This window comes from Actinacidiphila sp. bgisy167 (assembly GCF_965342175.1).
GTDB lineage: Bacteria > Actinomycetota > Actinomycetes > Streptomycetales > Streptomycetaceae > Actinacidiphila.
In genome coordinates this window covers 1-23,406 of the sequence record NZ_CBDRBL010000030.1, presented here as the reverse complement: position 1 = coordinate 23,406, position 23,406 = coordinate 1, and the positions used below count along the sequence as shown (strand labels likewise).

Annotated in this window: 24 protein-coding genes and 2 pseudogenes; 17 read left to right on the top strand and 9 right to left on the bottom strand. The window is 71.4% G+C overall.

All coding sequences use genetic code 11. The annotated features are described in order from the left end of the window. Positions 1 to 13 precede the first annotated feature (13 nt). Both ACRWND_RS14535 and ACRWND_RS14530 read right to left on the bottom strand, forming a co-directional pair. Positions 14 to 208 (bottom strand): annotated as a pseudogene (locus ACRWND_RS14535) (glycine betaine ABC transporter substrate-binding protein); the annotation flags it as partial. A 71-nt stretch (positions 209 to 279) separates the two neighbouring features. Continuing rightward, positions 280 to 756: an Lrp/AsnC family transcriptional regulator gene (locus ACRWND_RS14530; RefSeq protein ID WP_431949181.1), complete on the bottom strand. Its 477-nt coding sequence runs from the start codon at positions 754 to 756 to the stop codon at positions 280 to 282. A 133-nt stretch (positions 757 to 889) separates the two neighbouring features. On the opposite strand from ACRWND_RS14530, the gene hppD reads away from it, so the two are divergent. Next, positions 890 to 2,035: a 4-hydroxyphenylpyruvate dioxygenase gene (gene hppD, locus ACRWND_RS14525; RefSeq protein WP_431949179.1), complete on the top strand. Its 1,146-nt coding sequence runs from the start codon at positions 890 to 892 to the stop codon at positions 2,033 to 2,035. 73 nt (positions 2,036 to 2,108) lie between these two features. On the opposite strand, the gene ACRWND_RS14520 is transcribed toward hppD, so the two are convergent. Further along, a complete protein-coding gene (locus ACRWND_RS14520; protein ID WP_431949177.1) occupies positions 2,109 to 2,540 on the bottom strand; it encodes a hypothetical protein in 432 nt (143 codons plus the stop codon). A gap of 135 nt (positions 2,541 to 2,675) precedes the next feature. Between ACRWND_RS14520 and ACRWND_RS14515 the strand changes: the two genes are divergently transcribed. Then, positions 2,676 to 4,043: an FAD-binding oxidoreductase gene (locus ACRWND_RS14515; protein WP_431949175.1), complete on the top strand. Its 1,368-nt coding sequence runs from the start codon at positions 2,676 to 2,678 to the stop codon at positions 4,041 to 4,043. Positions 4,044 to 4,155: 112 nt separating this feature from the next. Here ACRWND_RS14515 and ACRWND_RS14510 read toward each other — a convergent pair whose 3' ends face one another. Next, positions 4,156 to 4,641: an SsgA family sporulation/cell division regulator gene (locus tag ACRWND_RS14510; protein WP_431949173.1), complete on the bottom strand. Its 486-nt coding sequence runs from the start codon at positions 4,639 to 4,641 to the stop codon at positions 4,156 to 4,158. Between the two features lie 457 nt (positions 4,642 to 5,098). On the opposite strand from ACRWND_RS14510, the gene ACRWND_RS14505 reads away from it, so the two are divergent. From ACRWND_RS14505 to ACRWND_RS14495, 3 genes are all read left to right on the top strand, one after another. Then, the gene (locus ACRWND_RS14505) at positions 5,099 to 6,316 is read left to right on the top strand and encodes an RDD family protein (RefSeq protein ID WP_431949171.1); all 1,218 of its coding nucleotides are present in this window, start codon (positions 5,099 to 5,101) and stop codon (positions 6,314 to 6,316) included. Positions 6,317 to 6,372: 56 nt separating this feature from the next. After that, entirely contained in the window at positions 6,373 to 7,101 is a 729-nt protein-coding gene (locus ACRWND_RS14500; protein WP_431949169.1) for an RDD family protein, read from the top strand. 80 nt (positions 7,102 to 7,181) lie between these two features. Next, positions 7,182 to 7,838, top strand: a complete 657-nt coding sequence (locus ACRWND_RS14495) for an RDD family protein (RefSeq protein ID WP_431949167.1) — start codon at positions 7,182 to 7,184, stop codon at positions 7,836 to 7,838. A 77-nt stretch (positions 7,839 to 7,915) separates the two neighbouring features. Here the strand turns inward: ACRWND_RS14495 and ACRWND_RS14490 are convergent, their stop codons facing one another. After that, on the bottom strand, positions 7,916 to 8,197 hold the full coding sequence (locus ACRWND_RS14490) for a hypothetical protein (RefSeq protein ID WP_431949165.1): 282 nt from the start codon (positions 8,195 to 8,197) through the stop codon (positions 7,916 to 7,918). A 357-nt stretch (positions 8,198 to 8,554) separates the two neighbouring features. Here ACRWND_RS14490 and ACRWND_RS14485 point away from each other — a divergent pair, with 357 nt between their 5' ends. Further along, on the top strand, positions 8,555 to 10,879 hold the full coding sequence (locus ACRWND_RS14485) for an immune inhibitor A domain-containing protein (protein WP_431949163.1): 2,325 nt from the start codon (positions 8,555 to 8,557) through the stop codon (positions 10,877 to 10,879). Between the two features lie 75 nt (positions 10,880 to 10,954). Further along, positions 10,955 to 11,272, top strand: a complete 318-nt coding sequence (locus ACRWND_RS14480; RefSeq protein ID WP_431949162.1) for a hypothetical protein — start codon at positions 10,955 to 10,957, stop codon at positions 11,270 to 11,272. Between the two features lie 42 nt (positions 11,273 to 11,314). Here the strand turns inward: ACRWND_RS14480 and ACRWND_RS14475 are convergent, their stop codons facing one another. Both ACRWND_RS14475 and ACRWND_RS14470 read right to left on the bottom strand, forming a co-directional pair. Beyond that, on the bottom strand, positions 11,315 to 11,911 hold the full coding sequence (locus ACRWND_RS14475; RefSeq protein WP_431949160.1) for an isochorismatase family protein: 597 nt from the start codon (positions 11,909 to 11,911) through the stop codon (positions 11,315 to 11,317). 83 nt (positions 11,912 to 11,994) lie between these two features. Next, a complete protein-coding gene (locus tag ACRWND_RS14470; RefSeq protein WP_431949158.1) occupies positions 11,995 to 13,329 on the bottom strand; it encodes a nicotinate phosphoribosyltransferase in 1,335 nt (444 codons plus the stop codon). A gap of 81 nt (positions 13,330 to 13,410) precedes the next feature. On the opposite strand from ACRWND_RS14470, the gene clpS reads away from it, so the two are divergent. From clpS to ACRWND_RS14430, 8 genes are all read left to right on the top strand, one after another. Beyond that, complete coding sequence (gene clpS, locus ACRWND_RS14465) at positions 13,411 to 13,722, top strand: ATP-dependent Clp protease adapter ClpS (RefSeq protein WP_431949157.1); 312 nt, start codon at positions 13,411 to 13,413, stop codon at positions 13,720 to 13,722. Positions 13,723 to 13,827: 105 nt separating this feature from the next. After that, on the top strand, positions 13,828 to 14,391 hold the full coding sequence (locus ACRWND_RS14460; protein WP_431949156.1) for a DUF2017 domain-containing protein: 564 nt from the start codon (positions 13,828 to 13,830) through the stop codon (positions 14,389 to 14,391). 588 nt (positions 14,392 to 14,979) lie between these two features. Then, positions 14,980 to 16,416: an amino acid permease gene (locus ACRWND_RS14455; protein ID WP_431949155.1), complete on the top strand. Its 1,437-nt coding sequence runs from the start codon at positions 14,980 to 14,982 to the stop codon at positions 16,414 to 16,416. Positions 16,417 to 16,501: 85 nt separating this feature from the next. Beyond that, entirely contained in the window at positions 16,502 to 16,927 is a 426-nt protein-coding gene (locus tag ACRWND_RS14450) for a Mov34/MPN/PAD-1 family protein (RefSeq protein ID WP_431949154.1), read from the top strand. A gap of 66 nt (positions 16,928 to 16,993) precedes the next feature. Further along, positions 16,994 to 17,098, top strand: coding sequence for a putative leader peptide (locus ACRWND_RS14445; RefSeq protein WP_322975702.1), 105 nt, complete (start codon positions 16,994 to 16,996; stop codon positions 17,096 to 17,098). A 62-nt stretch (positions 17,099 to 17,160) separates the two neighbouring features. Further along, positions 17,161 to 17,466 (top strand): MoaD/ThiS family protein, encoded by a 306-nt coding sequence (locus tag ACRWND_RS14440; RefSeq protein WP_431949153.1) that lies wholly within the window; start codon positions 17,161 to 17,163, stop codon positions 17,464 to 17,466. Then, entirely contained in the window at positions 17,466 to 18,416 is a 951-nt protein-coding gene (locus ACRWND_RS14435) for a PLP-dependent cysteine synthase family protein (RefSeq protein ID WP_431949152.1), read from the top strand. Before ACRWND_RS14440 ends, ACRWND_RS14435 begins: the two co-directional genes overlap by 1 nt. A 231-nt stretch (positions 18,417 to 18,647) precedes the next feature. After that, positions 18,648 to 19,400, top strand: coding sequence for an MBL fold metallo-hydrolase (locus ACRWND_RS14430; protein WP_431949151.1), 753 nt, complete (start codon positions 18,648 to 18,650; stop codon positions 19,398 to 19,400). 79 nt (positions 19,401 to 19,479) lie between these two features. Here ACRWND_RS14430 and ACRWND_RS14425 read toward each other — a convergent pair whose 3' ends face one another. Both ACRWND_RS14425 and ACRWND_RS14420 read right to left on the bottom strand, forming a co-directional pair. Then, the gene (locus tag ACRWND_RS14425; protein WP_431949150.1) at positions 19,480 to 20,733 is read right to left on the bottom strand and encodes a PTS transporter subunit EIIC; all 1,254 of its coding nucleotides are present in this window, start codon (positions 20,731 to 20,733) and stop codon (positions 19,480 to 19,482) included. Positions 20,734 to 20,853: 120 nt separating this feature from the next. Then, the gene (locus tag ACRWND_RS14420) at positions 20,854 to 22,182 is read right to left on the bottom strand and encodes a PTS transporter subunit EIIC (RefSeq protein WP_431949149.1); all 1,329 of its coding nucleotides are present in this window, start codon (positions 22,180 to 22,182) and stop codon (positions 20,854 to 20,856) included. 133 nt (positions 22,183 to 22,315) lie between these two features. Between ACRWND_RS14420 and ACRWND_RS14415 the strand changes: the two are divergent. Further along, a pseudogene (locus ACRWND_RS14415) lies at positions 22,316 to 22,552 on the top strand (glucose PTS transporter subunit EIIB); the annotation flags it as partial. Between the two features lie 101 nt (positions 22,553 to 22,653). Further along, positions 22,654 to 23,400 (top strand): ribonuclease PH, encoded by a 747-nt coding sequence (rph, locus tag ACRWND_RS14410; protein ID WP_431949148.1) that lies wholly within the window; start codon positions 22,654 to 22,656, stop codon positions 23,398 to 23,400. Positions 23,401 to 23,406: the final 6 nt, after the last annotated feature.

Here is a 23,406-nt window from a genome sequence, read left to right as displayed (position 1 = left end):
ACCGGTGCGCCGCTCAGCCCGCCGTGATGAAGCCCTCCTTCACCAGCCAGGCCTTGGCCACCTCGTGCGGGTCCTCGCCCTCCACGTCGACCTTCGCGTTGAGCTCACGGCCGACGGCGTTGGTGAGCTTCGCCGACAGCGGGTCGAGCAGGCCGCGGATGGCCGGCCAGCGGTCGAGGGTCCTGCCGTTGACGACGGGGGCGGCGTCCGTGCCGGACGGCGAGGTACTCCCAGAAGCTCACCCGGAATCACCCCCGCCGTCCCTCGTCTCCGTGCCGGCTACGCGTCCGCGTCCTGCGCCGCCTGCTCGACCAGCGGGATGATCCGCAACGGGACCGGATTCTCCATGACGATCGCCGTGGAGGCCCGCACGATGCCATCAAAGCCCACAACCCGGTCGATCACACGTTGGAGGTCGGCGTTCGAGCGGGCCACCAGCCGGCACAGCATGTCCCCCTGCCCGGTCGTGGTGTGCAGCTCCAGCACCTCCGGCACGCCTGCCAGGTGCGCCCGCACGTCCGGGCCCTGTCCCTGCTTGATCTCCAGCGTCGCGAAGGCCGTCACCGGATAACCCAGCGCGGCCGGGTCCACCTGCGGCCCGAAGTCGCGGATCACCCCGTTGGCCTGAAGCCGGTCAAGTCGTGCCTGCACCGTCCCGCGCGCCACTCCCAGGCGGCGCGACGCCTCCAGCACGCCGATCCGGGGTTCCTCGGCGAGCAGCTTGATCAGCCGACCGTCCAGCCGGTCGATCCCCATGGCGCCCCCTGCCCTCCCGTGACGGTGGTCACTGTGCACAGAATGCCAACTGCATCTGCTGTACCGCTGTACAGATTGCCCAATGGTTCTGACAAGTATTGCGCACCTTGAAGTGTCAGGCGAGGCTGCTGCCATGACTGAGACCCTGGATCACACGGCCCCCACCCCCGGCGACGCTGACCCGTTCCCGGTCAAGGGGATGGACGCTGTCGTCTTCGCCGTGGGCAACGCCAAGCAGGCCGCCCACTACTACTCGACCGCGTTCGGCATGAAGCGCGTGGCCTACTCCGGACCGGAGAACGGCAGCCGCGAGACCGCCTCCTACGTCCTGGAGTCCGGGAGCGCCCGCTTCGTGTTCACCTCGGTCATCAAGGCCACCACCGACCACGGCCGCTTCCTGGCGGAGCACGTCGCCGCCCACGGCGACGGCGTGGTGGACCTGGCCCTGGAGGTGCCGGACGTCCGCGCCGCCTACGACTATGCCCTCGCGCACGGCGCCACCGGCCTGGAGGAGCCGCACGAGGTCTCCGACGAGTTCGGCACCGTCGTCGTGGCCGCCATCGCCACCTACGGCGAGACCCGCCACACCCTGGTCGAGCGCGGCGCCTACAAGGGCCCGTACCTGCCCGGCTACGTCGCCGCCGAGCCGATCGTGGAGCCCCCGGCCAAGCGGTTCTTCCAGGCGATCGACCACTGCGTCGGCAACGTCGAACTCGGCAGGATGAACGACTGGGTGACCTTCTACAACCGCGTCATGGGCTTCACCAACATGAAGGAGTTCGTCGGTGACGACATCGCCACCGAGTACTCGGCCCTGATGTCCAAGGTCGTCGCGGACGGCACGCTGAAGGTCAAGTTCCCCATCAACGAGCCCGCGATCGCCAAGAAGAAGTCGCAGATCGACGAGTACCTCGAGTTCTACGGCGGCCCGGGCGTCCAGCACATCGCCCTCGCCACCAACGACATCGTCGCCTCGGTCCGCGCGATGCGCGCCGCCGGCGTCGAGTTCCTCGACACCCCGGACTCCTACTACGACACCCTCGGCGAGTGGGTGGGCGACACCCGCGTCCCGATCGACACCCTGCGCGAGCTGAAGATCCTGGCAGACCGGGACGAAGACGGCTACCTGCTGCAGATCTTCACCAAGCCTGTCCAGGATCGCCCGACCGTCTTCTTCGAAATGATCGAGCGGCACGGTTCGATGGGCTTCGGCAAGGGCAACTTCAAGGCGCTCTTCGAGGCGATCGAGCGCGAGCAGGAGCGCCGCGGCAACCTCTGATCGCCGACACGGCGGACTCCGGCGCCGGTCCGTGCCCCCACGGGGGAGGGGCGTGGACCGGCACCGGCCGCCGTCAGAAGACGAGCCTGAAGTGGCGGAAGGCCATCACGAGCGCGTACGCGCCGAACGCCCACAACGCCAGCGCCCCCAGCACCGCCCCCGTCGCCGCCCACAGCCCCGTGCGCGGCGGCCGCCGCAGCGCCCCGGCGAGCGCGCCGGCCACCGTACCCGCCGCGGGCAGACCCCCGATGAGCACGGCCGCGTTCTCCAGGGCCACCTTGGTGCGGTGGTTGCCGGCCCAGTCCGTGGGGCTCGCGTGCCGCGCCGCGTCCACCGCGCCCATGACCCACAGCACCACCGGCGGGGCGAGCAGCACGACCGCCCACACGCAGCGCACCACGATCCTGCGCCCGTGCCGCCGCACCTGCTCCGCGTCCCGGGCACCCGTCGCGCCCGTCGTGCCCGTCGCGCCCGTCGTGCCCGTCCTGTCCGTCGTCTCCGTCACGTCGGTCATCCTCGCCGGGTGGTGCCCGGGCCACCATCCGTACGGATACTCACGCACACCCGCAACGCGCCCCGGAACCGATCCGCCCCGTGACGCGATCTTCCCCGGGCGGCGGCGCGGTGCGAAGCTGGACGCATGGGCGATCTCATCGACCGGCTGCGCGCCGGGCTCCCCGACGAGGCCATCCTCGTCGATCCCGACGTCACCGCCTCCTACGCGAACGACATGGCGAGCTTCTGCCCCTCAGGGGCGCCCGCGGTGGTCGTTCTGCCGCGCACCGTGGAGCAGGTCCAGCACGTCATGCGGACCGCCACGGCCCTGCGGGTGCCCGTCGTGCCGCAAGGAGCCCGTACCGGCCTGTCGGGCGCCGCCAACGCCACCGACGGCTGCATCGTGCTCTCCCTGACCAGGATGGACCGCGTCCTGGAGATCGACCCCGTCGACCGCGTCGCGGTCGTCGAGCCGGGCGTCGTCAACGCCGCCCTGTCCCGCGCCGTCGCCGAGCGGGGCCTGTACTACCCACCGGACCCCTCCAGTTGGGAGCAGTGCACCATCGGCGGCAACATCGGCACCGGCTCCGGAGGCCTGTGCTGTGTCAAGTACGGGGTCACCGCCGAGTACGTGCTCGGCCTGGAAGTCGTCCTGGCCGACGGGCGGCTGCTGCGCACCGGCCGGCGCACCGCCAAGGGCGTCGCCGGATACGACCTGACCCGGCTGTTCGTCGGCTCCGAGGGCAGCCTCGGCATCGTGGTGCGGGCCGTGCTGGCGCTCAAGCCCGCGCCGCCCGCCCAGCTGGCCCTGGTGGCCGAGTTCCCCTCGGCGGAGGAGGCCTGCGCGGCCGTCTGCGACATCATGGCCGGCGGGCACGTGCCCTCGTTGCTGGAGCTGATGGACGGCACGACCGTGCGCGCCGTCAACACGATGACGAACATGGGCCTGCCCGAGTCCACCGAGGCGCTGCTGCTCGCCGCCTTCGACACCCCCGACCCCGCCGCCGACCTGGCCGCGGTGGGAGCGTTGTGCACGGCCGCCGGGGCGACGCAGGTGGTGCCCGCCGAGGACGCGGCGGAGTCCGAGATGCTGCTGCAGGCGCGGCGGTTGGCGCTGCCCGCGCTGGAGCGGGTCTCCACGGCCACGATGATCGACGACGTGTGCGTGCCGCGCGGCAGGCTCGCCGCGATGCTGGACGGGGTCGCGGCGATCGCCCGCAAGCACGACCTGACGATCGGGGTGTGCGCGCACGCCGGGGACGGCAACACCCACCCCGTGGTCTGCTTCGACGCCGCCGATCCGGAGGAGTCCGGCCGGGCCCGCGAGTCCTTCGACGAGATCATGGCCCTCGGCCTGGAGCTCGGCGGCACGATCACCGGGGAGCACGGCGTCGGGGTCCTCAAACGCGAGTGGCTGGCGCGCGAACTCGGCCCGGTGGGGCTGGAGATGCAGCGCGGCATCAAGGCCGTCTTCGACCCGCTCGGCATCCTCAACCCGGGCAAGGTGTTCTGAGCCCGCCGCCGAGCCCGCCGCTGCGGCCGCCGCCGGGCCCCGCGGGCCTCGCCCCGGGCGTCCGGCGGTCGGGCGTCCGGCGGTTCGGGCGGGTGTACGCGCGTCCGGCCGCTCAGGCGTCCGGCGGTCCGTCGGAGCCGTGCCGCGGGTCGCGCGGGCGGCGCTCGTCGAGACCGCCCTCGCCGGCGGCCGGGGCGAGCAGCTCGTCCAGCCGCTCGTCCATGGACAGGTGGTCCAGCTCCGTCCCCGGCGGCACCGCCCGCAGCGTGCGCTCCAGCCACGCCGCCACCGGGTGCGAGGGCGCCTCCAGCAGCGCGGTGCCGTCCGGCGAGCTGAGGGCCATGCAGATCACGCTGCGCCCGTCCGTCTTGGTCGGCCAGATCCGCACGTCGCCGTGTCCGCTCGGCCGGAACACCCCCTCGACCAGCAGCTCCCGGGCGAAAGTCCAGTTGACCGGGGAGCCCGAGCCGAGGTGGAAGGCGATGTGCACGGCGAAGGGATCCTCGGCCCGGTAGGCCAGCATGGCCGGTACGGGGATGCTCCGCTCGGGCGACAGCACCAGGTGCATCTCCAGTTCGCGTTCGACCACAGTGTGCATCTCGTCGTCCTTTCCTCGGCGCGAAGGCCCCTGGCGGCGCTGCGCGGCGGATGCCGCGCGGGGCCCGCACCGGGAGAGAGCGCATACGGCCCTCACCATGACGCGGGTTCCGGCGATCGGAAGGACTTTTCCCGAATGCCTGGCACACGCGAGATGCATGCGGTACACACGGAATGCCGGCGTCCGCTCCGCACGGGGTGCGCCCGGTTGTCGACGGTGATCCCGTTTCCGCCCCCGCCGCGCGCACGACTCCGCGGCGCGCGTGCCCCCGTCCGTCCGAGGCGGCGTCAGTTCGGAAGCGTATCGGTTCGGCCGCCGGGATTTGCCCCGGAATGCCGATCATCGCCCGTGGATCGTTTCTTTCGTCCGCCCGCCGCGTTCTTCGTTAGTGTCCTCCTTGCACGCCGGGGGACGGCGGGCTGGTCGAGCGTGTCGGTCGTGAGGGGAGTTGTCACGGATGACCTCCGGTAGCAGCGGCGGGAGTATGCCCGGACCCGGGTACTACCCGGACCCGTCCATCCCGGGCTACATCCGGTACTGGAACGGGTCCTCGTGGGTGCCCGGCACGAGCCGCCCCGCGCCGCAGCCGGGCGAGGACCTCGCGCCGCCCTCGGGCACGGCCGTGGCGGCGGCGGGACCGGCCATCGCGCCGCCGCCCACGCCCTCCGTGCCGGACACCCCCCAGGCGGTCGCGACGCCGCGGACCCCCGCGCTGGAGGAGTCTGGGCCGATGTTCCTGGACGAGGACCCGCGGGCGCCGCGGGCCGAACGCGGACCCGATACCGTCACCGGACTGCCGCCCCGGCCGGCGCCCCAGGAGCCCCTCGCGGAGGCCGCTCCGGAGCGGGCGTGGGGCGCCGACCTGGCCCGGCAGGACCCCGCGCCCCGTGTGTCGTGGGGCGCCCCCGAACGTGCGGAACAGGCCGTCGCGCCCGTACCGGCCCCGGCTCCCGCACCGGCCGCGCCCGCACCCGCCCCCCGGGCCGCCGCGGCACCGGCCCCCGCGCCCCAGGCCCCCGCTGCCGCGCCGGCCGAGAGCCCCGCGCCCCGGCAGCCGGCCGCGGCCGTCCCCTGGGCGCAGCAGGTGCACGATCTGGCCCGTCAGGTCCCCTCGCAGGGCGGCGAGTCCGCGACCCCGGCACCGTGGCGTCCGGTCGCCGACGACCCGTTCGCCTCCGCGCGGGACCAGGCACGCCCCGCCTCTCTCGGGAAGCGGCTGGTGGCCCGGCTGATCGACACCGTCGTGGTGGGCGCGGTCGTCGCGGCGGCCGCGATGCCGCTGGGGACGGCGGCGTACGAGCACCTGCGCGACAAGGTGGACGCCGCCCGGCTGACGGGCGAGGAGGTGACGGTCTGGCTGGTGGACGGCACGACGGGCGTCTACCTGGGCATCGTCGCCGCCGTCGCGCTCGTCACCGGGCTGCTGTACGAGGTGCTGCCCACCGCAAAGTGGGGCCGCACCCTCGGCAAGAAGCTGCTCGGCCTGCGCGTGCTGGACATCGAGAGCCAGTACGAGCCGGGCTTCGGGCAGGCGCTGCGCCGGTGGCTCACCCGTACGGTGCTGGACGCGCTCGTCGTCGGCTTCCTGGGGCTGGCGTGGTGCCTGTTCGACCGGCCGTGGCGGCAGTGCTGGCACGACAAGGCGGCGCGCACCTTCGTGGCCCGCGAGCGCTGACACCCGAACGGCCCCCGCCGGAGGCGCGGCCGTATCGTCCGGGTTTCACTCGGGACATGAGCACCGACCAGCCCGAGGACCCGTACGCCAAGCCGCCCCGGGAGCCGTCCGGGCCCGCGCAGCCGTCGGCCGGGCAGTCACCGCCCGGCGGCCTGCCCGGTGAGCAGCCGCCCGGGCAGGAGCCCGGGCAGGAGCCCCCGGGGCAGCAGCCGCCGCCCGGGCGGCAGGCGTACCCGCCGCCGTACCCGTCCGCACCAGGCGGCTCGCCCTACGACCGGCCGGCCTACGGCGGTGGGGGCGACCCGTACGCGAGCGGCTCCTACGGCATGGGGGAGCCGGATCCCCTTGCGGGCATGCCCCCGTTGGCGAACCGGGGGCGCAGGCTGGCCGCACGCATCGTCGACGCGCTCGTCATCGGCATCCCCGTCTACGGCCTCACCGGGCTGATCTGGAACTACGACTACAACGCCACCGGCGCGGTGTTCTCCCAGAGCGTGATCTACGCCGTGGTCTATCTGGCCTACCAGGTGTTCATGCTCACCCGGTACGGGCAGAGCCTCGGCAAGAAGCTGTTGCGGGTGCGCGTCGGCATGCTCGCCGACGGCGCCAAGCCGACGGCCCCGGCGGCGCTGAAGCGGGAGTCGGTCTACTCGCTGGTGCCGATCGTCCCGTGCTGCGGTGAGGTCTTCTGGGTCATCGAAGTGCTCTGGTGCACCTGGGACAAGCCGTATCGCCAGTGCCTGCACGACAAAGCGGGGCAAACCGTGGTGGTCTCCGTGGGGTGAGGCGGGCTTCGGGTGATCGTCGCAGGGCCGTGACCATCCGGCGTCTATGCGTCGTCATGCCCGGCTGATTTACTCGTCCCATGAGTTCGAATCAACCGCCCGGCTACGGTTATCCGCAGGGCGGCTCGGGGGGCCAGAACCCGTACGGTGAGCAGCCGTACGGCCAGCAGCCGTACCCCCAGGGCCAGAACCCTTACGACCAGCAGCCGTTCCCGCAGCAACAGTCGCCTTACGCCTATCCGCAGCAGGGGCCCGGCTACGGCCAGATGCCGACGGACCCGGCCCTGGCGGGCATGCCCCCGCTGGCCGGAAGCGGCCAGCGCTTCGTCGCCCGGCTCATCGACGGGGCGATCTTCCTTGTCCTCGCCTTCGTCCTCAGCATGGCGTTCGGCGCGTCCTTCACGGACCCGGACGACCTCGGCAAGGTGGTCGTGGTCTCGCTCATCGTCGGTGTCGCCAGCTTCCTGTACGAAGCGCTGATGCTGAAGTCCAGCGGCCAGACCATCGGCAAGAAGGTCATGAAGATCCGCGTGGCGCGGCTCGCCGACGGCAGCGTCCCGGGCAACGCGGCCTGGGCCCGCGCCGGTACGTACGCCGGTATCAGCGTCGCCGGCAACGTGATCCCCTGCGTGGGCTTTCTGCTGCCGCTGCTGAACGTCCTGTGGCACCTGTGGGACAAGCCGTACCGTCAGTGCTGGCACGACAAGGCGGCCAAGACCGTCGTCGTGAAGGTCTGACAGACCCCGACGTCAACGACGGCCCCGGAGCGTCCGCTCCGGGGCCGTCGTTGTCCGGCGGGGAGGCGGGGCGGTGCTCAGCGGCGCAAGGAGTGTCCGCCCAGGCGGCCTTCGGTGGTGCCCCGGACGCGGGCCCGCGGGACCGGGTGCCGCTCGGTGGGCCGCGCGCGCTTCGCGCGGCGCACGGCGGGCGGGATCGCCGCCGTCACAGCGACCAGGACGCCGAGCGCCAGGCCCGCCGCGGCGACGACCACCACCGCCACGCCCGATCTCGCCTCGGAGAGCAGCAGCATCGCGAGGGTGGCGAGCACCACGGTCGCCGAACCGTACGTCAGCTGAGCGGGGGTGGGACGCGGCATGGCTGATCCGTCCTCAGGCGTCGTGTGTGGCGGAGCCTCGGCCAGGGCCGGTTCACGGCGGTTCGGGAGTGGCACGCCGACCATCGACCCTACGCTGCGAGATGCCCGCGCGGAACACCCGGTAAGCGCGACCTGACCCACGGTGTGGAGCACGGGGGGCGCACGGTCGCATCACCCTCCCATCGGCCATGGCGGGTTGGGGTGAAACGTGCGCGTCCTGACCGCGGTGTCCGCTATGTGCCCGCTATGTGCTACCAAATGGTCGCTCACCGTACTCGTCGGTCATGTACAAGTCAAGATCTGTTTTTTTGGGCCCCACTCCGATGCAATGTCCCCCACCCAGGGAGGTCATACATCGTGATAAGCCAACGACGGACCATCAGATCCGCCGCTCTGGCCGTGGCGATCGTCGCGATAGGCGCCACAGCCTTCCCCGTCGCGGCAGCCCAGGCCGACCCGCAGACCGGGCGTGTCGTACGGCACGACCCGGCGCGAGCGGAGCGCGTCGAGCACGATCTGAAGGGCCCGCTGAGCGAGCGTCAGTCCGCCCAGCGCCAGCAGGCGATCGAGCAGGTCATCTCAGGCAAGTCGAAGATCGAGGACCGCGGCGCGTCAGGCGTCGTGAAGCTCGGCAAGAACAAGTACGTCGAGCTCGCGCGCGAGAAGACCGACAAGATCTTCGTGATCCTCGCCGAGTTCGGGACCAAGACCGACCCCGCGTACGGCGGAACGCCCGGTCCCGTGCACAACGAGATAGCCGAGCCCGACCGCAGCACGGACAACAGCACGGACTGGCAGGCGGACTACAACCGCCAGCACTTCCAGGACCTGTACTTCTCGAAGGCCAAGGGTGATGAATCCGTGGCCACGTACTACGAGAGGCAGTCCTCCGGCCGCTACTCGGTCGCGGGCGAGGTCGCCGACTGGGTCAAGGTCGACTGGAACGAGGCCCGGTACGGCAGCAACAAGTGCGACAACTGCGCCTGGTACCTCGTCGCGGACGCGGTGAACAAGTGGGTCGACGCGCGCAAGGCCGCCGGTGACACCGCCGCCCAGATCAAGGCGAAGCTGGCCGAGTACGACCAGTGGGACCGCTACGACTACGACGGCGACGGCGACTTCAACGAGCCCGACGGCTACATCGACCACTTCCAGATCGTGCACGCCGGCGAGGACGAGTCCGCCGGCGGCGGCGCCCAGGGCGAGGACGCGATCTGGGCCCACCGCTGGTACGCGTTCGGCAGCGACCAGGGCTCGACCGGCCCGCAGGGCAACCTGCTCGGCGGCACCCAGATCGGCGACACCGGCGTCTGGGTCGGCGACTACACCGTCCAGCCGGAGAACGGCGGCCTCGGCGTCTTCGCCCATGAGTACGGCCACGACCTCGGTCTGCCGGACCACTACGACACCACCAACAGGGCGGAGAACTCCACCGCCTTCTGGACGCTGATGTCGTCCGGTTCGTGGCTCGGCACCGGCAAGGACGCCATCGGCGACCGGCCCGGCGACATGACGGCCTGGGACAAGCTGCAGCTGGGCTGGCTGAACTACGACCTCGCCACGGCAGGCAAGACCTCCCTCAGCACCCTGGGCGTCGCCGAGTACAACACCGCCAGGAAGCAGGCCCTGATCGTCGCGCTCCCGCCGAAGAGCGTGACGAGCGAACTGGCCGTCCCGGCCGAGGGCGCCAAGCAGTGGTGGAGCGGCAGCGGCGACAACCTGAGCAACACGCTCACCCGCGATGTCGACCTCACCGGCAAGACCTCGGCGAGCCTGTCCCTCAAGGGCTGGTACGACATCGAGACGGACTACGACTACCTCTACACCGAGGTGTCCACCGACGGCGGCGCCACCTGGACGGCCGTCGACGGCACCATCGGCGGCGCCCCGCTCCCGCACGACGCCAGCGGCAAGCCCGCCCTGACCGGCACCGCGGCCTCCTACCAGGACATGGCGTTCCCGCTGGACGCCTACGCCGGCCAGTCGGTCAAGCTCCGCTTCCGCTACCAGTCCGACGGCGGCGTGGCCCAGAAGGGCTTCCTCGCCGACGCGATCACCCTGACCGCCGACGGCGCGACCGTCTTCAGCGACGGCGCGGAGTCCGGTGACAACGGGTGGACCGCCAAGGGCTTCACGATCAAGGGTGCCACGTACTCCGAGGAGTTCCCGCAGTACTACATCGCGGAGAACCGGCAGTACGTCTCGTACGACCAGACCCTGAAGGTCGGCCCCTACAACTTCGGCTGGGCCACCAGCAAGGAGAACTGGGTCGAGCACTACGCCTACCAGAACGGCCTGCTGATCTGGCTGTGGGACACCTCGATGCGGGACAACAACGTCAGTGCCCACCCGGGTGCCGGCCGGATCCTGCCGATCGACGCCCACCCCAAGGCGCTGAAGTGGAACGACGGCACGCTCATGCGCAACCGCGTGCAGGCCTACGACGCCACCTTCACCGCGGCCCGCACCGACGCCCTGACCCTGCACAAGAACGGCGTCGCGACCAAGGTCGCGAGCCAGCCGGGAGTCACGGTCTTCGACGACAGGAACCCCTACTGGTCCGCGGAGAACCCCACGGGCAGCGTGAATACGACCCCGAGCAACACCCGGATCACGATCCTCCACGAGGCCAAGGACGGCAGCACCGTCACCGTCAAGGTCGGCCCCTCCGGAAAGAAGTGATCACGCACCGCGCGAAGTGACCTGATCGGCCCCCGCCCTCTGGTGGACGGGGGCCGATCTGCGGATCATGTGCTTATGGCCAGCGGCGGGTTCACCAGGCTTCCCAGCGGCGACGTCGTCGTGGCCCTCCGGCTGCCCTCGCCCGGCGGAGCCGCGGAGGAGCACATCAGGGTGCTCGTCGTCGCGGTCAACCGGCAGCGCGCGCTGACCCGCCTGCGCAACCTCGGCTTTCGCGCCGTCCGCCTCGTCGGCAACATGGAGCCCCCGACGGCCGACGAGATCAACGCCGTCCTCCACCACCCCGAGGGACTCGTCTGGCGCCGCATCCCCTCGGCGCCCGCCGCCCCCTGGCAGTCCATCGCGGCACTGCTCGGCCCGACCGTCCGCCGCTGAACCGGATACGGCCCGCGGAAGTCCGCCCCCCTCGGGCGGCCGTCAGGCCCGTTCGCGGACGACCGGCTTGCCGGACAGCTCGGCGCCGGCCGTACGCAGCTCCTCCAGCGCCCGCTCGGTCGTCTCCGGCATGACGCCCGCCGTCAGGTCGAGCAGCACCCGGGTGCGGAAGCCCTCCCGCACGGCGTCCAGCGCGGTCGCCCGCACGCAGTGGTCGGTGGCGATGCCGACCACGTCGACCTCGGACACCCCGCGCTGGCGCAGCCACTGCGCCAGCCCGGTGCCGTTCTCGTCGACGCCCTCGAAACCGCTGTAGGCGCCCGCGTAGGCGCCCTTGTCGAAGACCGCCTCCACCGCGCCCGAGGCGACCGCCGGCGCGAAGTTCGGGTGGAAGCCGGCGCCCTCGGTGCCGGCGACGCAGTGGTGCGGCCAGGTGCGGACGAAGTCGGGGTGATCGGAGAAGTGCTCGCCCGGGGAGACGTGGTGGTCGCGGGTGGCCACCACGTGCCGGTAGCCGGCGGTGGCGTCCCCGACCAGGTCGGTGATGGCGGCGGCGACCTCCGCGCCGCCGGCGACGGGCAGGCTGCCGCCCTCGCAGAAGTCGTTCTGCACGTCCACGACGATCAGTGCGCGGTGCATGGCGTCCGGTCCTTTCTCGTCGGCGTCCCGTCCTTACCGACTGTAGTGAGCGGCGCCCCGCCGCGGCAGGGCGCCTGCGGCGATCAGTGGGTGATGTACTCGGTGGGCAGCACCGGCTCGCCGCGCGACAGCTGCGTCGCCGACAGCGGCAGTGCGGCACGTGCCTCGATGTGGCGGGCACGGGCGCTGTCCAGCGGCTCCCGGCCGACGGTCTCGCCGCCCAGCACCAGCGGCACCAGCAACTGCCGGTCCGCCAGCGGCCCGGGTACCGGTCCGGTGCCGAGCACCTCGGCCTCGGCGACGCCGTCGGCGTCCACCCGCCGGGCCGCCCACTTGCGCCCACCGATGCTGGTCTTGCCGCCCATCGACTTCTTGGCGACCGGCACCAGGGGGGCGCCGGGGTCGGCGGAGGCGGCGCGGGCGACGAGCTTGTAGACCATCGAGCAGGTCGGATGCCCGCTGCCGGTCACCAGGGAGGTGCCGATCCCGTACGCGTCGACCGGCGCCGCGGCCAGCGAGGCGATGGCGTACTCGTCCAGGTCCGAGGTCACCACGATGCGGGTCTTGCGCGCCCCCAGATCGTCCAATTGCTGCCGCACCCGGTGGGCGAGCAGCAGCAGGTCCCCGGAATCGATGCGCACGGCCCCGAGTTCGGGGCCGGCGATCTCCACGGCGGCCCGGACGGCCGTGGCCACGTCGAAGGTGTCGACCAGCAAGGTGGTGCCGCGGCCGAGCGACTCGACCTGCGCGGTGAACGCGCCCCGCTCGTCGTCGTGGAGCAGGGTGAAGGCGTGCGCGCTGGTGCCGATGGTCGGCAGGCCGTAGCGGAACCCGGCGGCCAGGTTGCTGGAGGAGGCGAAGCCCCCGACGTAGGCCGCGCGGGAGGCCGCGACCGCGGCCAGTTCGTGGGTGCGGCGTGCGCCCATCTCCATCAGCGGCCGGCCCGCGGCGGCCACGGCCATCCGGGAGGCGGCGGCCGCGATCGCCGAGTCGTGGTTGAGGATCGACAGCACCACCGTCTCCAGCAGCACCGCCTCGGCGAAGGTGCCCTCGATCCGCATGATCGGTGAGCCGGGGAAGTACACCTCGCCCTCGGGATAGCCGTGGATGTCGCCGCGGAAGCGGTACCCGGCCAGCCACTCGAGGGTGGGCCCGTCCACCACCCGCTCCCGTTCCAGGAAGGACAGGATGTCGCCGTCGAAGCGGAAGTTCTCCACGGCGTCCAGTACCCGGCCCGTGCCGCACACCACCCCGTAGCGCCGCCCTTCGGGCAGTCGGCGGGTGAACACCTCGAACACCGAACGCCGGTGGGCGGTGCCGCTGCGCAGCGCGGCCTGCAGCATGGTCAGCTCGTACCGGTCGGTGAACAGCGCGGTGGAGGGGACCATGACAGGCAGCCCCAGGTCTGCAGTGCTCATGGCTGAGGATGCTACCCCTATTTCGTCAGAGTGACGATTTCCCGGGGGCCGGTTTCCCTGCGGGCACCGTCTGGTGACAGCATGGGTCACGTGAGTGTCGCCCCCGCAGAGATCGAGCGGACCGAGTCGAGCGAGGCCCCCTTCGAGGTGCCGTCCCCGGACGTTCCCTGGGTGACTGTCGTCCACAACGACCCGGTCAATCTGATGAGCTACGTGACCTACGTCTTCCAGGCGTACTTCGGCTACCCGAAGGACAAGGCCACCAAGCTCATGCTCGACGTGCACCACAAGGGCCGGGCCGTGGTGTCCAGCGGCACGCGCGAGGAGATGGAACGCGACGTGCAGGCGATGCACGGGTACGGGCTGTGGGCCACCCTCACGCAGGACCGCTGAGGCCGCGGGACGCGAGGCGGGACAGCGACGCCGGACCACCGACGCGACACACCCGGACGACCACCGAGACGACCACCGAGCCCCTGAGGGACGGCTGATACCGACATGCCCGGCTACTTCCAGACCGCTGCCGAAGGCGGCGCCGCCATCGCGCTCGACGAGGTCGAGATCTCCATCCTGCGCAGCCTGGCCGTGCAGCTCCTGGAACTGATCGGCCCCGGCGCCGCGGACACCGCCGAGCCCGCCGACCCGCTGGCCGAGCTCTTCGCGGAGGGCCCCACCCGGCCCCCCGAGGACCCGGCGCTCGCCCGGCTCTTCCCGGACGCCTACGAGGAGGAGGCCGACTCCTCGGAGTTCCGCCGCTTCACCGAGAACGACCTGCGCGCCCGCAAACGCGACGACGCCCTCGCCGTCGTCCGCAGCCTCGACGCGCTGACCGCCGGCGGCGACGGGGGAGCGGTGCTGACCCTCGACGCCGGGCAGGCGCGCCAGTGGCTCGGCGCCCTCAACGACCTGCGACTGACCATGGGCGCCCGGCTGGAGATCAGCGACGACGAGAACAGCGAGCTGTACCGGCTGCCGGACTCCGACCCGCGCAAACCGCTCGTCATGGCCTACCTCTGGCTCGGGGCGCTCCAGGAGAGCCTGGTGGAGACCCTCATGCCGTGACGCGGGGGCGCCCCTCGACCAGGGGCGCCTGTGCCGCAGGTCGGCTGGGCCTCCGGGGCTGCCGCGTCTCCGGGTCGGCTGGGCCTCCGGGGCGGCCGCGTCTCCGGGTCGGCTGGGCCTCCGGGGCGGCCGCGTCTCCGGGTCGGCTGGGCCACCGGGGCGGCCGCGTCTCCGGGTCGGCTGGGCCTCCGGGGCTGCCGCGTCTCCGGGTCGGCCGGACCTCCGGGGCTGCCGCGTCTCCGGGTCGGCTGGGCCACCGGGGCTGCCGCGTCTCCAGGTCGGCTGGGCCACCGGGGCGGCCGCGTCTCCGGGTCGGCTGGGCCACCGGGGCCGGTGGCCGCGAAGTCCGGCCGCACCCCCATTCGGCGCACCTTCGGTCGGCAACTCCCTGTGCCGTGTGCCACATTTGCGCTGCGTGCCCGGCGCGCACCCCCGTGATCCACACGCTCGGCCACCCGCCGCGACGCCACCCCGTCGCGACAGGTCGCCCGCCCGGCCGGCCCCGGCGCGCACCTGCACCACCCGGGGGGGACCGGAACCCGACCCGGGCCCGCACGGCCGGACGGGCAGGGAGAAAGGCGCAGCGACATGACCTCGACGCAGGTCGAGCGGCACGAATCCGGCGGCGGCGCCCCGGGAGCCGATCCGGAGGAGGGCTACCGGCGCGGACTCGGCGCCCGCCAGGTGCAGATGATCGCGATCGGCGGCGCCATCGGCACCGGCCTCTTCTACGGGTCCAGCAAGGGCATCGCCGCCATCGGGCCCAGCCTGATCGCCTGCTACGCCGGCGCCGGCCTGGTGATCTTCTTCATCATGCGGGCCCTCGGCGAACTCCTCACCCATCGCCCCTCCTCCGGCAGTTTCGCCGACCACGCCCGCGAGTTCTTCGGACCCCTCGCCGGCTTCGCCACGGGCTGGTCGTACTGGGCCCTGTGGGCCACCGTCTGCATGACCGAGGTCACCGTCGCGGGCGCCTACATCAACTTCTGGTGGCCGTCGGTCCCGGTCTGGTCCACCGCCGCGGTCGCCCTCGTGGCGCTGTTCGTCGCCAACCTCGTCTCGGTCGGGATCTTCGGCGAGCTGGAGTTCTGGTTCTCGACGATCAAGGTCACGGCGATCGTCGCGATGATCGTCATTGGTGCCGGAGTCCTGACCTTCGGCTTCTCCGCCGCCGGCGACACCGCCTCCATCACCCACCTGTGGGCCGACGGCGGCTTCGCACCCAACGGCGCCTGGCAGGCCATGCTCGCCATGCAGGGCGTGATCTTCGCCTACCTCGGCGTCGAACTCGTCGGCACCACCGCGGGCGAGGCCAAGGACCCCAAGCCGACCCTGCGCAAGGCGATCAACACCATCCCGGTCCGCATCGGCGTCTTCTATGTCGGCACGCTGGTCGTCCTGCTGTCCGTCTTCCCCTGGACCACCTACGACCCGGGCGTCAGCCCCTTCGTCCAGGTCTTCGCCCGGGTCGGCATCCCCGCCGCCGCCGGGATCATGAACTTCGTCGTCCTCACCGCCGCCCTGTCGTCCTGCAACTCCGGCATCTACTCCACCGGCCGCATGCTGCGCGGCCTGGCCGTCAACGGCGAGGCGCCCCGGGCCGTGGCGAAGCTCAGCGGACGGCGGCTGCCGCTGCCCGCACTCGTCGTGTCGACCCTCGTCATGGGCATCGGCGTGATCGTCAACGTCGTCTCCCCGGACAAGGCCTTCGTCTACATCACCTCCGTCGCGACCTGCGCCGGCCTGTGGACCTGGATCATGATCCTCGCCGCGCACCTGCGCTACCGCGCCAGAGTCCGCGCCGGCCTGCTGCCCGCCTCCGACTTCCGCATGCCCGGCGCCCCCGTCACCAACTGGTGCGCCATCGCCGCGCTGCTCTTCGTCGTCGGACTGATGGCGACCGACCCGGACACCCGCCTCGGCCTCTACGTCTGGGCCGTCTGGTCGGCGCTGCTGGGCACCGGCTACCTCCTGCTCAAGCGGCGCACCCCCGGCGACCCGGTACCGGCCCTCGCCCAGGAGTGAACCCTCCGGTCCCCGCAGGGCGCGGCAGCCGACCCCTCCGGGGGGCGGGTGCCGCACGGCCACCCCCTTACCTATCCTGGCGACCATGCTGACCATCACCCGCGCCCTGTACGACGCACTCGTCGCCCACGCGCGCGCCGACCACCCGGACGAGGCCTGCGGCGTGATCGCCGGCCCGGCCGGCAGCGACCGGCCCGAGCGGCACATCCCGATGCTCAACGCGGCCCGCTCGCCCACCTTCTACGAGTTCGACTCCATCGACCTGCTGGGGCTCTACCGCGAACTCGACGACCGCGACGAGGAACCGGTGGTCATCTACCACTCCCACACCGCCACCGAGGCCTATCCCTCGCGCACCGACATCTCCTACGCCAACGAGCCCGGCGCCCACTACGTGCTGGTCTCCACCGCCGACACCGACGACGCGGGCCCTTTCCAGTTCCGCTCGTTTCGCATCGTGGACGGCGATGTCGCCGAAGAGCCCGTCGAGGTCGTCGACTCGTACGCCTGAGACAGCGCGTCCCGGATCCTGGGACGCCCATCTCCCGGGCCCGGGGGGAATCGATACGATGACCCCATGGTTTCCCTCGACGTGAGCGACAAGGCGCCGGGCACGCTGCTCGTGGCGCGGCTGCACGTCGACCTGTGCCGCCTCGCCAGCGCGGCATGTCCGTGCGCCTGAGCGCCGTCACCGCGCGCCACCCCCGCCTTCCCGCCGTATTCACGCACCCTTGGAGCCGACGCATGGCCATCGAGGTCCGCATCCCGACCATCCTCCGCACCTACACCGGCGGCGCCAAGGCCGTCGAAGGCAGTGGCAGCACCCTCGACGAACTCCTCGCCGACCTCGACACCCGCCATGCCGGCATCCGCGAGCGCATCGTCGACGGCGGCGAGCTGCGGCGCTTCGTGAACGTCTACCTCAACGACGAGGACGTGCGCTTCCTTGACGGCATCACCACCAAGCTCACCGACGGCGACAGCGTGACGATCCTCCCCGCCGTCGCCGGCGGCAGCGGTCCGAGCGCCCACCTCGGCGGCGCGCGCTGATGCGGTACGACAGCCCGCTGGCAGCCGTCGGCAACACCCCGCTGGTACGGCTGCCGCGCCTGTTCCCCTCCGCCGAGGTCTCCGTCTGGGCCAAGCTGGAGGACCGCAACCCCACCGGCTCCGTCAAGGACCGCCCGGCCCTGCACATGATCGAGCAGGCCGAACGCGCCGGACGCCTCACCCCCGGCTGCACGATCCTCGAACCCACCTCCGGCAACACCGGCATCTCGCTCGCCATGGCCGCCCGGCTCAAGGGCTACCGCATGGTCTGCGTCATGCCGGAGAACACCTCGTCCGAACGGCGCGAGCTGCTGACGATGTGGGGCGCCGAGATCATCCCCTCCCCGGCCGCCGGCGGCTCCAACACCGCCGTCCGCGTCGCCAAGGAACTGGCGGAGCAGCACCCCGACTGGGTGATGCTCTACCAGTACGGCAACCCCGACAACGCCGGCGCCCACTACTCAGGCACCGGTCCCGAGATCCTCGCCGACCTCCCCTCCGTCACCCACTTCGTCGCCGGTCTCGGCACCACCGGCACCCTCATGGGCGTCGGCCGCTACCTGCGCGAAAAGGTCCCCGGCGTGCAGATCGTCGCCGCCGAGCCCCGCTACGACGACCTCGTCTACGGACTGCGCAACCTCGACGAGGGCTTCATCCCCGAGCTGTACGACGAGTCCGTCCTCACCACCCGCTTCTCCGTCGGCTCCGAGGACGCCGTCCGCCGCACCCGCGAACTGCTCCAGCAGGAGGGCATCTTCGCCGGCGTCTCCACCGGAGCCGCCCTGCACGCCGCCCTCGGCGTGGCCCGCAAGGCCGAACGCGCCGGAGAACGCGCCGACATCGTGTTCGTCGTCGCCGACGGGGGCTGGAAGTACCTGTCGACCGGCATCTACACCGCCGCGTCCACCGAGGAAGCGGTCGCAGCCCTGCACGGCCAGCTCTGGGCCTGAGCCGCCCTCCCACGGCGCCCCCGCCCGCCGGACACCCGGCGACGGGGGGCGCCGTACTGGTGATTCCGCCCACAACAGGGCTCCGCGAAGGAGCACGCGCCCGCCGTGCGCCTTACGCTCAAGAACACACGGCGGGTCGCTCCCGCCCCTCCCCCCTCCCCCTGCGGAGCGGGGGGGCGTCGTGGCGCGCCAACGCAAGACCCCCGGAACGATCCACGGAGGTTTCTGCACATGAAGCTCACCGTCGTCGGCTGCTCGGGTTCGTTCCCGTCCGCGGAATCGGCCTGCTCGAGCTACCTCATCGAGGCCGACGGCTTCCGGCTGCTCCTCGACATGGGCAACGGCGCCCTCGGCGAGCTGCAGCGCCACTGCGGTCTCTACGACCTCGACGCCATCCTCCTGAGCCATCTGCACGCCGACCACTGCATCGACATGTGCGGGTACTTCGTCGCGCGCTACTACCGCCACGAGGGCGGCCCCGCCCACGCCATCCCCGTCTACGGCCCGGCGGGCACCGAGCGGCGGCTGGCCGGCGCGTACGGGGACGTGCCCGACGAGAAGTGCATGAGCGAGGTCTTCGACTTCCGCACCCTCGAACCCGGCACCTTCCGCATCGGCCCCTTCAGCGTCACGGCCGACGTCGTCAGCCACCCCGTCGAGGCGTACGGCTTCCGTGTCGAGCACGCCGGTCGCTCCCTCACCTATTCGGGTGATACCGGTCCGTGCGACGCGCTGCGCACCCTCACCGAGGGCACCGACCTGTTCCTGTGCGAGTCCTCCTTCACCCACGGCAAGGAGGACATCCCCGACCTGCACCTCAACGGCCGTCAGGCCGGCCAGTACGCCGAGCGCGCGGGTGCCAGGCGTTTGGTGCTCACCCACATCCCGCCGTGGACCGACCCGCAGATCAACCTCGAGCACGCCCGCGAGGTCTACGACGGCCCCGTCGAGGTGGCGAAGGCCGGCGCGGTCTACGAGATCTGACCGGTCCTGTCCGAACGGCACGAAGCCCCCGGAACCGCAGCTGCGGTTCCAGGGGCTTCGGCCTGAGCGGTGCCGGGCGCTACGCCTTGGCGGCGTCCTCGAGCTCGTCCTCCGGCTCGCGGCCTGGGGTGGGGAGGTTGAACTTGGTGATCGCGAAGCGGAAGACCACGTAATAGATCACCGCGAACACCAGGCCGATGGGGATGATCAGCCAGGGTTTCGTGTCGAGCTTCCAGTAGAGGGCGTAGTCGATCAGACCGGCGGAGAAGTTGAAGCCCGCGTGCACGCCCAGCGCCCAGGTGACGGCCAGGGAGACGGCGGTCAGGACGGCGTGCACCACGTACAGCAGCGGGGCGACGAACATGAACGAGAACTCGATCGGCTCGGTGACGCCCGTGACGAACGAGGTCAGCGCGAGCGAGGTCATCATGCCCAGCACGGCCTTGCGGCGCTCGGGGCGGGCGGAATGCGCGATCGCTAGGGCTGCCGCCGGGAGCGCGAACATCATGACCGGAAAGAAGCCGGACATGTACATGCCTGCGCTGGGGTCGCCCGCGAGGAACCGGCCGTAGTCGCCGTGCGCGACCTTGCCGGCGGCGTCGGTGAAGTCGCCCAGCTGGAACCAGGCCACCGTGTTGACGAACTGGTGCATGCCGATCGGGATCAGCGCGCGGTTGACCAGCCCGAACAGGCCGGCGCCGGCCGCCCCGAGACTCGTCATCCACTCGCCGAAGTGGCTGATGCCGTTGCCGATGGGCTCCCAGACCAGGCCGAAGAAGACCCCTACGACGATGCCGACGAACGCCATGATGATCGGCACCAGGCGGCGGCCGTTGAAGAATCCGAGCCAATCGACCAGTTTGGTGCGGTGGTACCGCTGCCACAGGACGGCGGCGAGCAGACCCATGATGATGCCGCCGAGGACGCCGGGGTCGTTGTACTTCGCGGCGATGTCCGCACCGGCCTGGACCTTGGCCTCCGTGACGGGGAACGCCTCCAGCACCTTGCTGTAGACGAGGAAGCCGACGACGGCCGCGAGGGCGGTCGAGCCGTCGGCCTTCTTGGCGAAGCCGATGGCGACGCCGACGCAGAACAGCAGAGGCAGGGCGCCGGTGAGCGCGCCACCCGCCTTGTCGAAGACGGAAGCCACGTGGTCCCAGCCCAGCCCCTTGGGGCCGAAGACGTCGTCCTGGCCGAGACGGACCATGAGTCCCGCCGCCGGCAGAACGGCGATCGGCAGCTGCAGGCTGCGGCCGACCTTCTGCAGGCCCTGGAAAAGGCCGGAGCCCCGCTTCTTCGCTGCGGGCGCCGCCGATGCGGTGGCGGTTGTCATGGGGGTCCTCCTGGTCTGAACCACCTGGTGGTGTAGACCAGTATTAACCTGTACTCCGCAGGTTCGGGGAAAGCCTCCTCGCGTGTGGTCTAGACCGCACTCCAGAGCGTGGCGCCCCTGCTACGCCTTGACGTTGTCCCGCTCCATCCCCTCCGCGACCTCCTCCGGTTCGCGCCCCGGAGTCGCCAGGTCGAACCTGGTGATCGCGAAGCGGAAGACCGCGTAGTACACCGCCGCGAGAACCAGCCCGATCGGGACGATCAACCACGGCTTCGTCGCCAGGTTCCAGTTGATGACGTAGTCGATCAGCCCCGCCGAGAACGCGAAACCGTCGTGCACGCCCAAGGCCCACGTCACCGCCATGGACACCCCGGTCAGCACCGTGTGGATCGCGTACAGCGCCGGCGCCACGAAGAGGAACGAGTACTCGATCGGCTCCGTGATGCCCGTCACGAACGAGGTCAGCGCCACCGACAGCATCAGGCCCCCCACCTCCTTGCGGCGGGCCGGACGGGCGCAGTGCGTGATCGCCAGCGCGGCGGCCGGGAGGGCGAACATCATGATCGGGAAGAACCCCGAGGTGAACTGCCCCGCCGTCGGATCACCCTGCAGGAAGCGGGTGATGTCCCCGTGCACCACCGTCCCGTCCGGCTTGGTGAAACTGCCGAACTGGAACCACACGAAGACATTGAGGAACTGGTGCAGCCCCACCGTCAGCAGCGCCCGGTTCGCCACACCGAAGATCCCCGCCCCGTACGAGCCCAGGTCCGTGAGCCACTGGCTGAACGCGGTGAGCCCCGCACCGATCGGCGGCCAGACGAACACGCACAGCACCGCGAAGGCGATCGCCACGAACGCCATGATGATCGGCACCAGGCGGCGGCCGTTGAAGAAGCCCAGCCAGTCCACCAGCTTCGTGCGGTGGTAGCGCTGCCAGAAGAACGCGGTGAGCAGCCCGATGACGATCCCGCCGAACACCCCCGGATTCTGGTACGCGGCCGGGATGGCGGCTGCGGGCGTCCCCTGAGGGATGCACGCCCCGCTGATGGTGCTCGTCGCCAGGAAGGCCGTCCCCTTCGGGCAGTCCTGCGGGAACTGGTGCAGCACCCCGTAGTAGACGAGGTAGCCGGCCACCGCCGCCAGCGCCGTCGAGCCGTCCGCCTTACGCGCCATGCCGATGGCGACGCCGACCGCGAACAGCAGCGGCAGCCCCAGCGAACCGTCCAGCAGCGCGCCGCCGGCGCCGTCGAAGACGTTCGCCACCGCGTTCCAGCCCAGCCCCTCGGGGCCGAAGACGTCGTCCTGGCCGAGCCGGTTCAAGATGCCCGCCGCCGGCAGCACCGCGATCGGCAGCTGCAGACTGCGCCCCATCTTCTGCAGTCCCTGGAAGAGCGCGGAGCCCCGCGTCCGGCTCGGACGCGGGGCGGCCGCGGAGGCGTCCGAACCCATGGGCCACCTCCCGGCGGTAGTGTGGTGTAGACCAGTTGCGGCGCGGCTGGGACACTCATGGATCCCCGCAAAGGCGTTCCATCACTGCATTACCGTGTGAAATCGGACCGAACGGCCGACCAAACCAGGAGTACAGATGGCCAGCAAGGCAGAGAAGATCGTCGCCGGGCTCGGCGGGCTCGACAACATCGAAGAGGTCGAGGGCTGCATCACCCGTCTCCGCACCGAGGTCAAGGACGCCTCGCTCGTCGACGAGGCCGCGCTCAAGGCCGCCGGAGCCCATGGCGTCGTCAAGATGGGCACCGCCATCCAGGTCGTCATCGGCACCGACGCCGACCCCATCGCCGCCGACATCGAGGACATGATGTGACCCGGCGCTGACCGCCGGACCACCACCCCGACCTCACCCGCACGGGGCCCGTTCCAGGACCGGCACGGGCCCCGCGCCGCGCTGCGACTAGGCTCGACGGCATGTCTCGTATCGACGGCCGCACCCCCGAAGAGCTCCGCCCCGTCACCATCCAGCGCGGCTGGAGCAAGCACGCCGAAGGATCCGTCCTGGTCTCCTTCGGCGACACCAAGGTCCTCTGCACCGCCTCCGTCACCGAGGGCGTCCCCCGCTGGCGCAAGGGCAGCGGCGAAGGCTGGGTCACCGCCGAGTACGCCATGCTGCCCCGCTCCACCAACACCCGCGGCGACCGCGAGTCCGTCCGCGGCAAGATCGGCGGCCGCACGCACGAGATCTCCCGCCTCATCGGCCGCTCCCTGCGCGCCGTCATCGACTACAAGGCGCTCGGCGAGAACACCGTCGTCCTCGACTGCGACGTCCTCCAGGCCGACGGCGGCACCCGCACCGCGGCCATCACCGGCGCCTACGTCGCCCTCGCCGACGCCGTCGCCTGGATGCACGGCCGCAAACTCGTCCGCGCCAAGGCCCAGCCCCTCAGCGACACCGTCGCAGCCGTCAGCGTCGGCATCATCGACGGCGTCCCCATGCTCGACCTCTGCTACGAGGAAGACGTCCGCGCCGAGACCGACATGAACGTCGTCTGCACCGGCGACGGCCGCTTCGTCGAAGTCCAGGGCACCGCCGAAGGCCAGCCCTTCGACCGCAAGGAACTCAACAGCCTCCTCGACCTCGCCGTCGCCGGCTGCGCCGAGCTCGACGCCCTCCAGCGGGCCGCCCTCGCTGAACTCGAACAGATCACCAAGAACTGACAAAGA

What these genes read in the sequence shown, in the direction of transcription:
- ACRWND_RS14530 (WP_431949181.1), bottom strand. Translation starts at nt 756, where the DNA reads ATGGGGATCGACCGGCTGGACGGTCGGCTGATCAAGCTGCTCGCCGAG.
- hppD (WP_431949179.1), top strand. Translation starts at nt 890, where the DNA reads ATGACTGAGACCCTGGATCACACGGCCCCCACCCCCGGCGACGCTGAC.
- ACRWND_RS14515 (WP_431949175.1), top strand. Translation starts at nt 2,676, where the DNA reads ATGGGCGATCTCATCGACCGGCTGCGCGCCGGGCTCCCCGACGAGGCC.
- ACRWND_RS14510 (WP_431949173.1), bottom strand. Translation starts at nt 4,641, where the DNA reads ATGCACACTGTGGTCGAACGCGAACTGGAGATGCACCTGGTGCTGTCG.
- ACRWND_RS14505 (WP_431949171.1), top strand. Translation starts at nt 5,099, where the DNA reads ATGACCTCCGGTAGCAGCGGCGGGAGTATGCCCGGACCCGGGTACTAC.
- ACRWND_RS14500 (WP_431949169.1), top strand. Translation starts at nt 6,373, where the DNA reads ATGAGCACCGACCAGCCCGAGGACCCGTACGCCAAGCCGCCCCGGGAG.
- ACRWND_RS14495 (WP_431949167.1), top strand. Translation starts at nt 7,182, where the DNA reads ATGAGTTCGAATCAACCGCCCGGCTACGGTTATCCGCAGGGCGGCTCG.
- ACRWND_RS14490 (WP_431949165.1), bottom strand. Translation starts at nt 8,197, where the DNA reads ATGCCGCGTCCCACCCCCGCTCAGCTGACGTACGGTTCGGCGACCGTG.
- ACRWND_RS14480 (WP_431949162.1), top strand. Translation starts at nt 10,955, where the DNA reads ATGGCCAGCGGCGGGTTCACCAGGCTTCCCAGCGGCGACGTCGTCGTG.
- ACRWND_RS14475 (WP_431949160.1), bottom strand. Translation starts at nt 11,911, where the DNA reads ATGCACCGCGCACTGATCGTCGTGGACGTGCAGAACGACTTCTGCGAG.
- ACRWND_RS14470 (WP_431949158.1), bottom strand. Translation starts at nt 13,329, where the DNA reads ATGAGCACTGCAGACCTGGGGCTGCCTGTCATGGTCCCCTCCACCGCG.
- clpS (WP_431949157.1), top strand. Translation starts at nt 13,411, where the DNA reads ATGGGTCACGTGAGTGTCGCCCCCGCAGAGATCGAGCGGACCGAGTCG.
- ACRWND_RS14460 (WP_431949156.1), top strand. Translation starts at nt 13,828, where the DNA reads ATGCCCGGCTACTTCCAGACCGCTGCCGAAGGCGGCGCCGCCATCGCG.
- ACRWND_RS14455 (WP_431949155.1), top strand. Translation starts at nt 14,980, where the DNA reads ATGACCTCGACGCAGGTCGAGCGGCACGAATCCGGCGGCGGCGCCCCG.
- ACRWND_RS14450 (WP_431949154.1), top strand. Translation starts at nt 16,502, where the DNA reads ATGCTGACCATCACCCGCGCCCTGTACGACGCACTCGTCGCCCACGCG.
- ACRWND_RS14445 (WP_322975702.1), top strand. Translation starts at nt 16,994, where the DNA reads ATGGTTTCCCTCGACGTGAGCGACAAGGCGCCGGGCACGCTGCTCGTG.
- ACRWND_RS14440 (WP_431949153.1), top strand. Translation starts at nt 17,161, where the DNA reads ATGGCCATCGAGGTCCGCATCCCGACCATCCTCCGCACCTACACCGGC.
- ACRWND_RS14435 (WP_431949152.1), top strand. Translation starts at nt 17,466, where the DNA reads ATGCGGTACGACAGCCCGCTGGCAGCCGTCGGCAACACCCCGCTGGTA.
- ACRWND_RS14430 (WP_431949151.1), top strand. Translation starts at nt 18,648, where the DNA reads ATGAAGCTCACCGTCGTCGGCTGCTCGGGTTCGTTCCCGTCCGCGGAA.
- ACRWND_RS14425 (WP_431949150.1), bottom strand. Translation starts at nt 20,733, where the DNA reads ATGACAACCGCCACCGCATCGGCGGCGCCCGCAGCGAAGAAGCGGGGC.
- ACRWND_RS14420 (WP_431949149.1), bottom strand. Translation starts at nt 22,182, where the DNA reads ATGGGTTCGGACGCCTCCGCGGCCGCCCCGCGTCCGAGCCGGACGCGG.
- rph (WP_431949148.1), top strand. Translation starts at nt 22,654, where the DNA reads ATGTCTCGTATCGACGGCCGCACCCCCGAAGAGCTCCGCCCCGTCACC.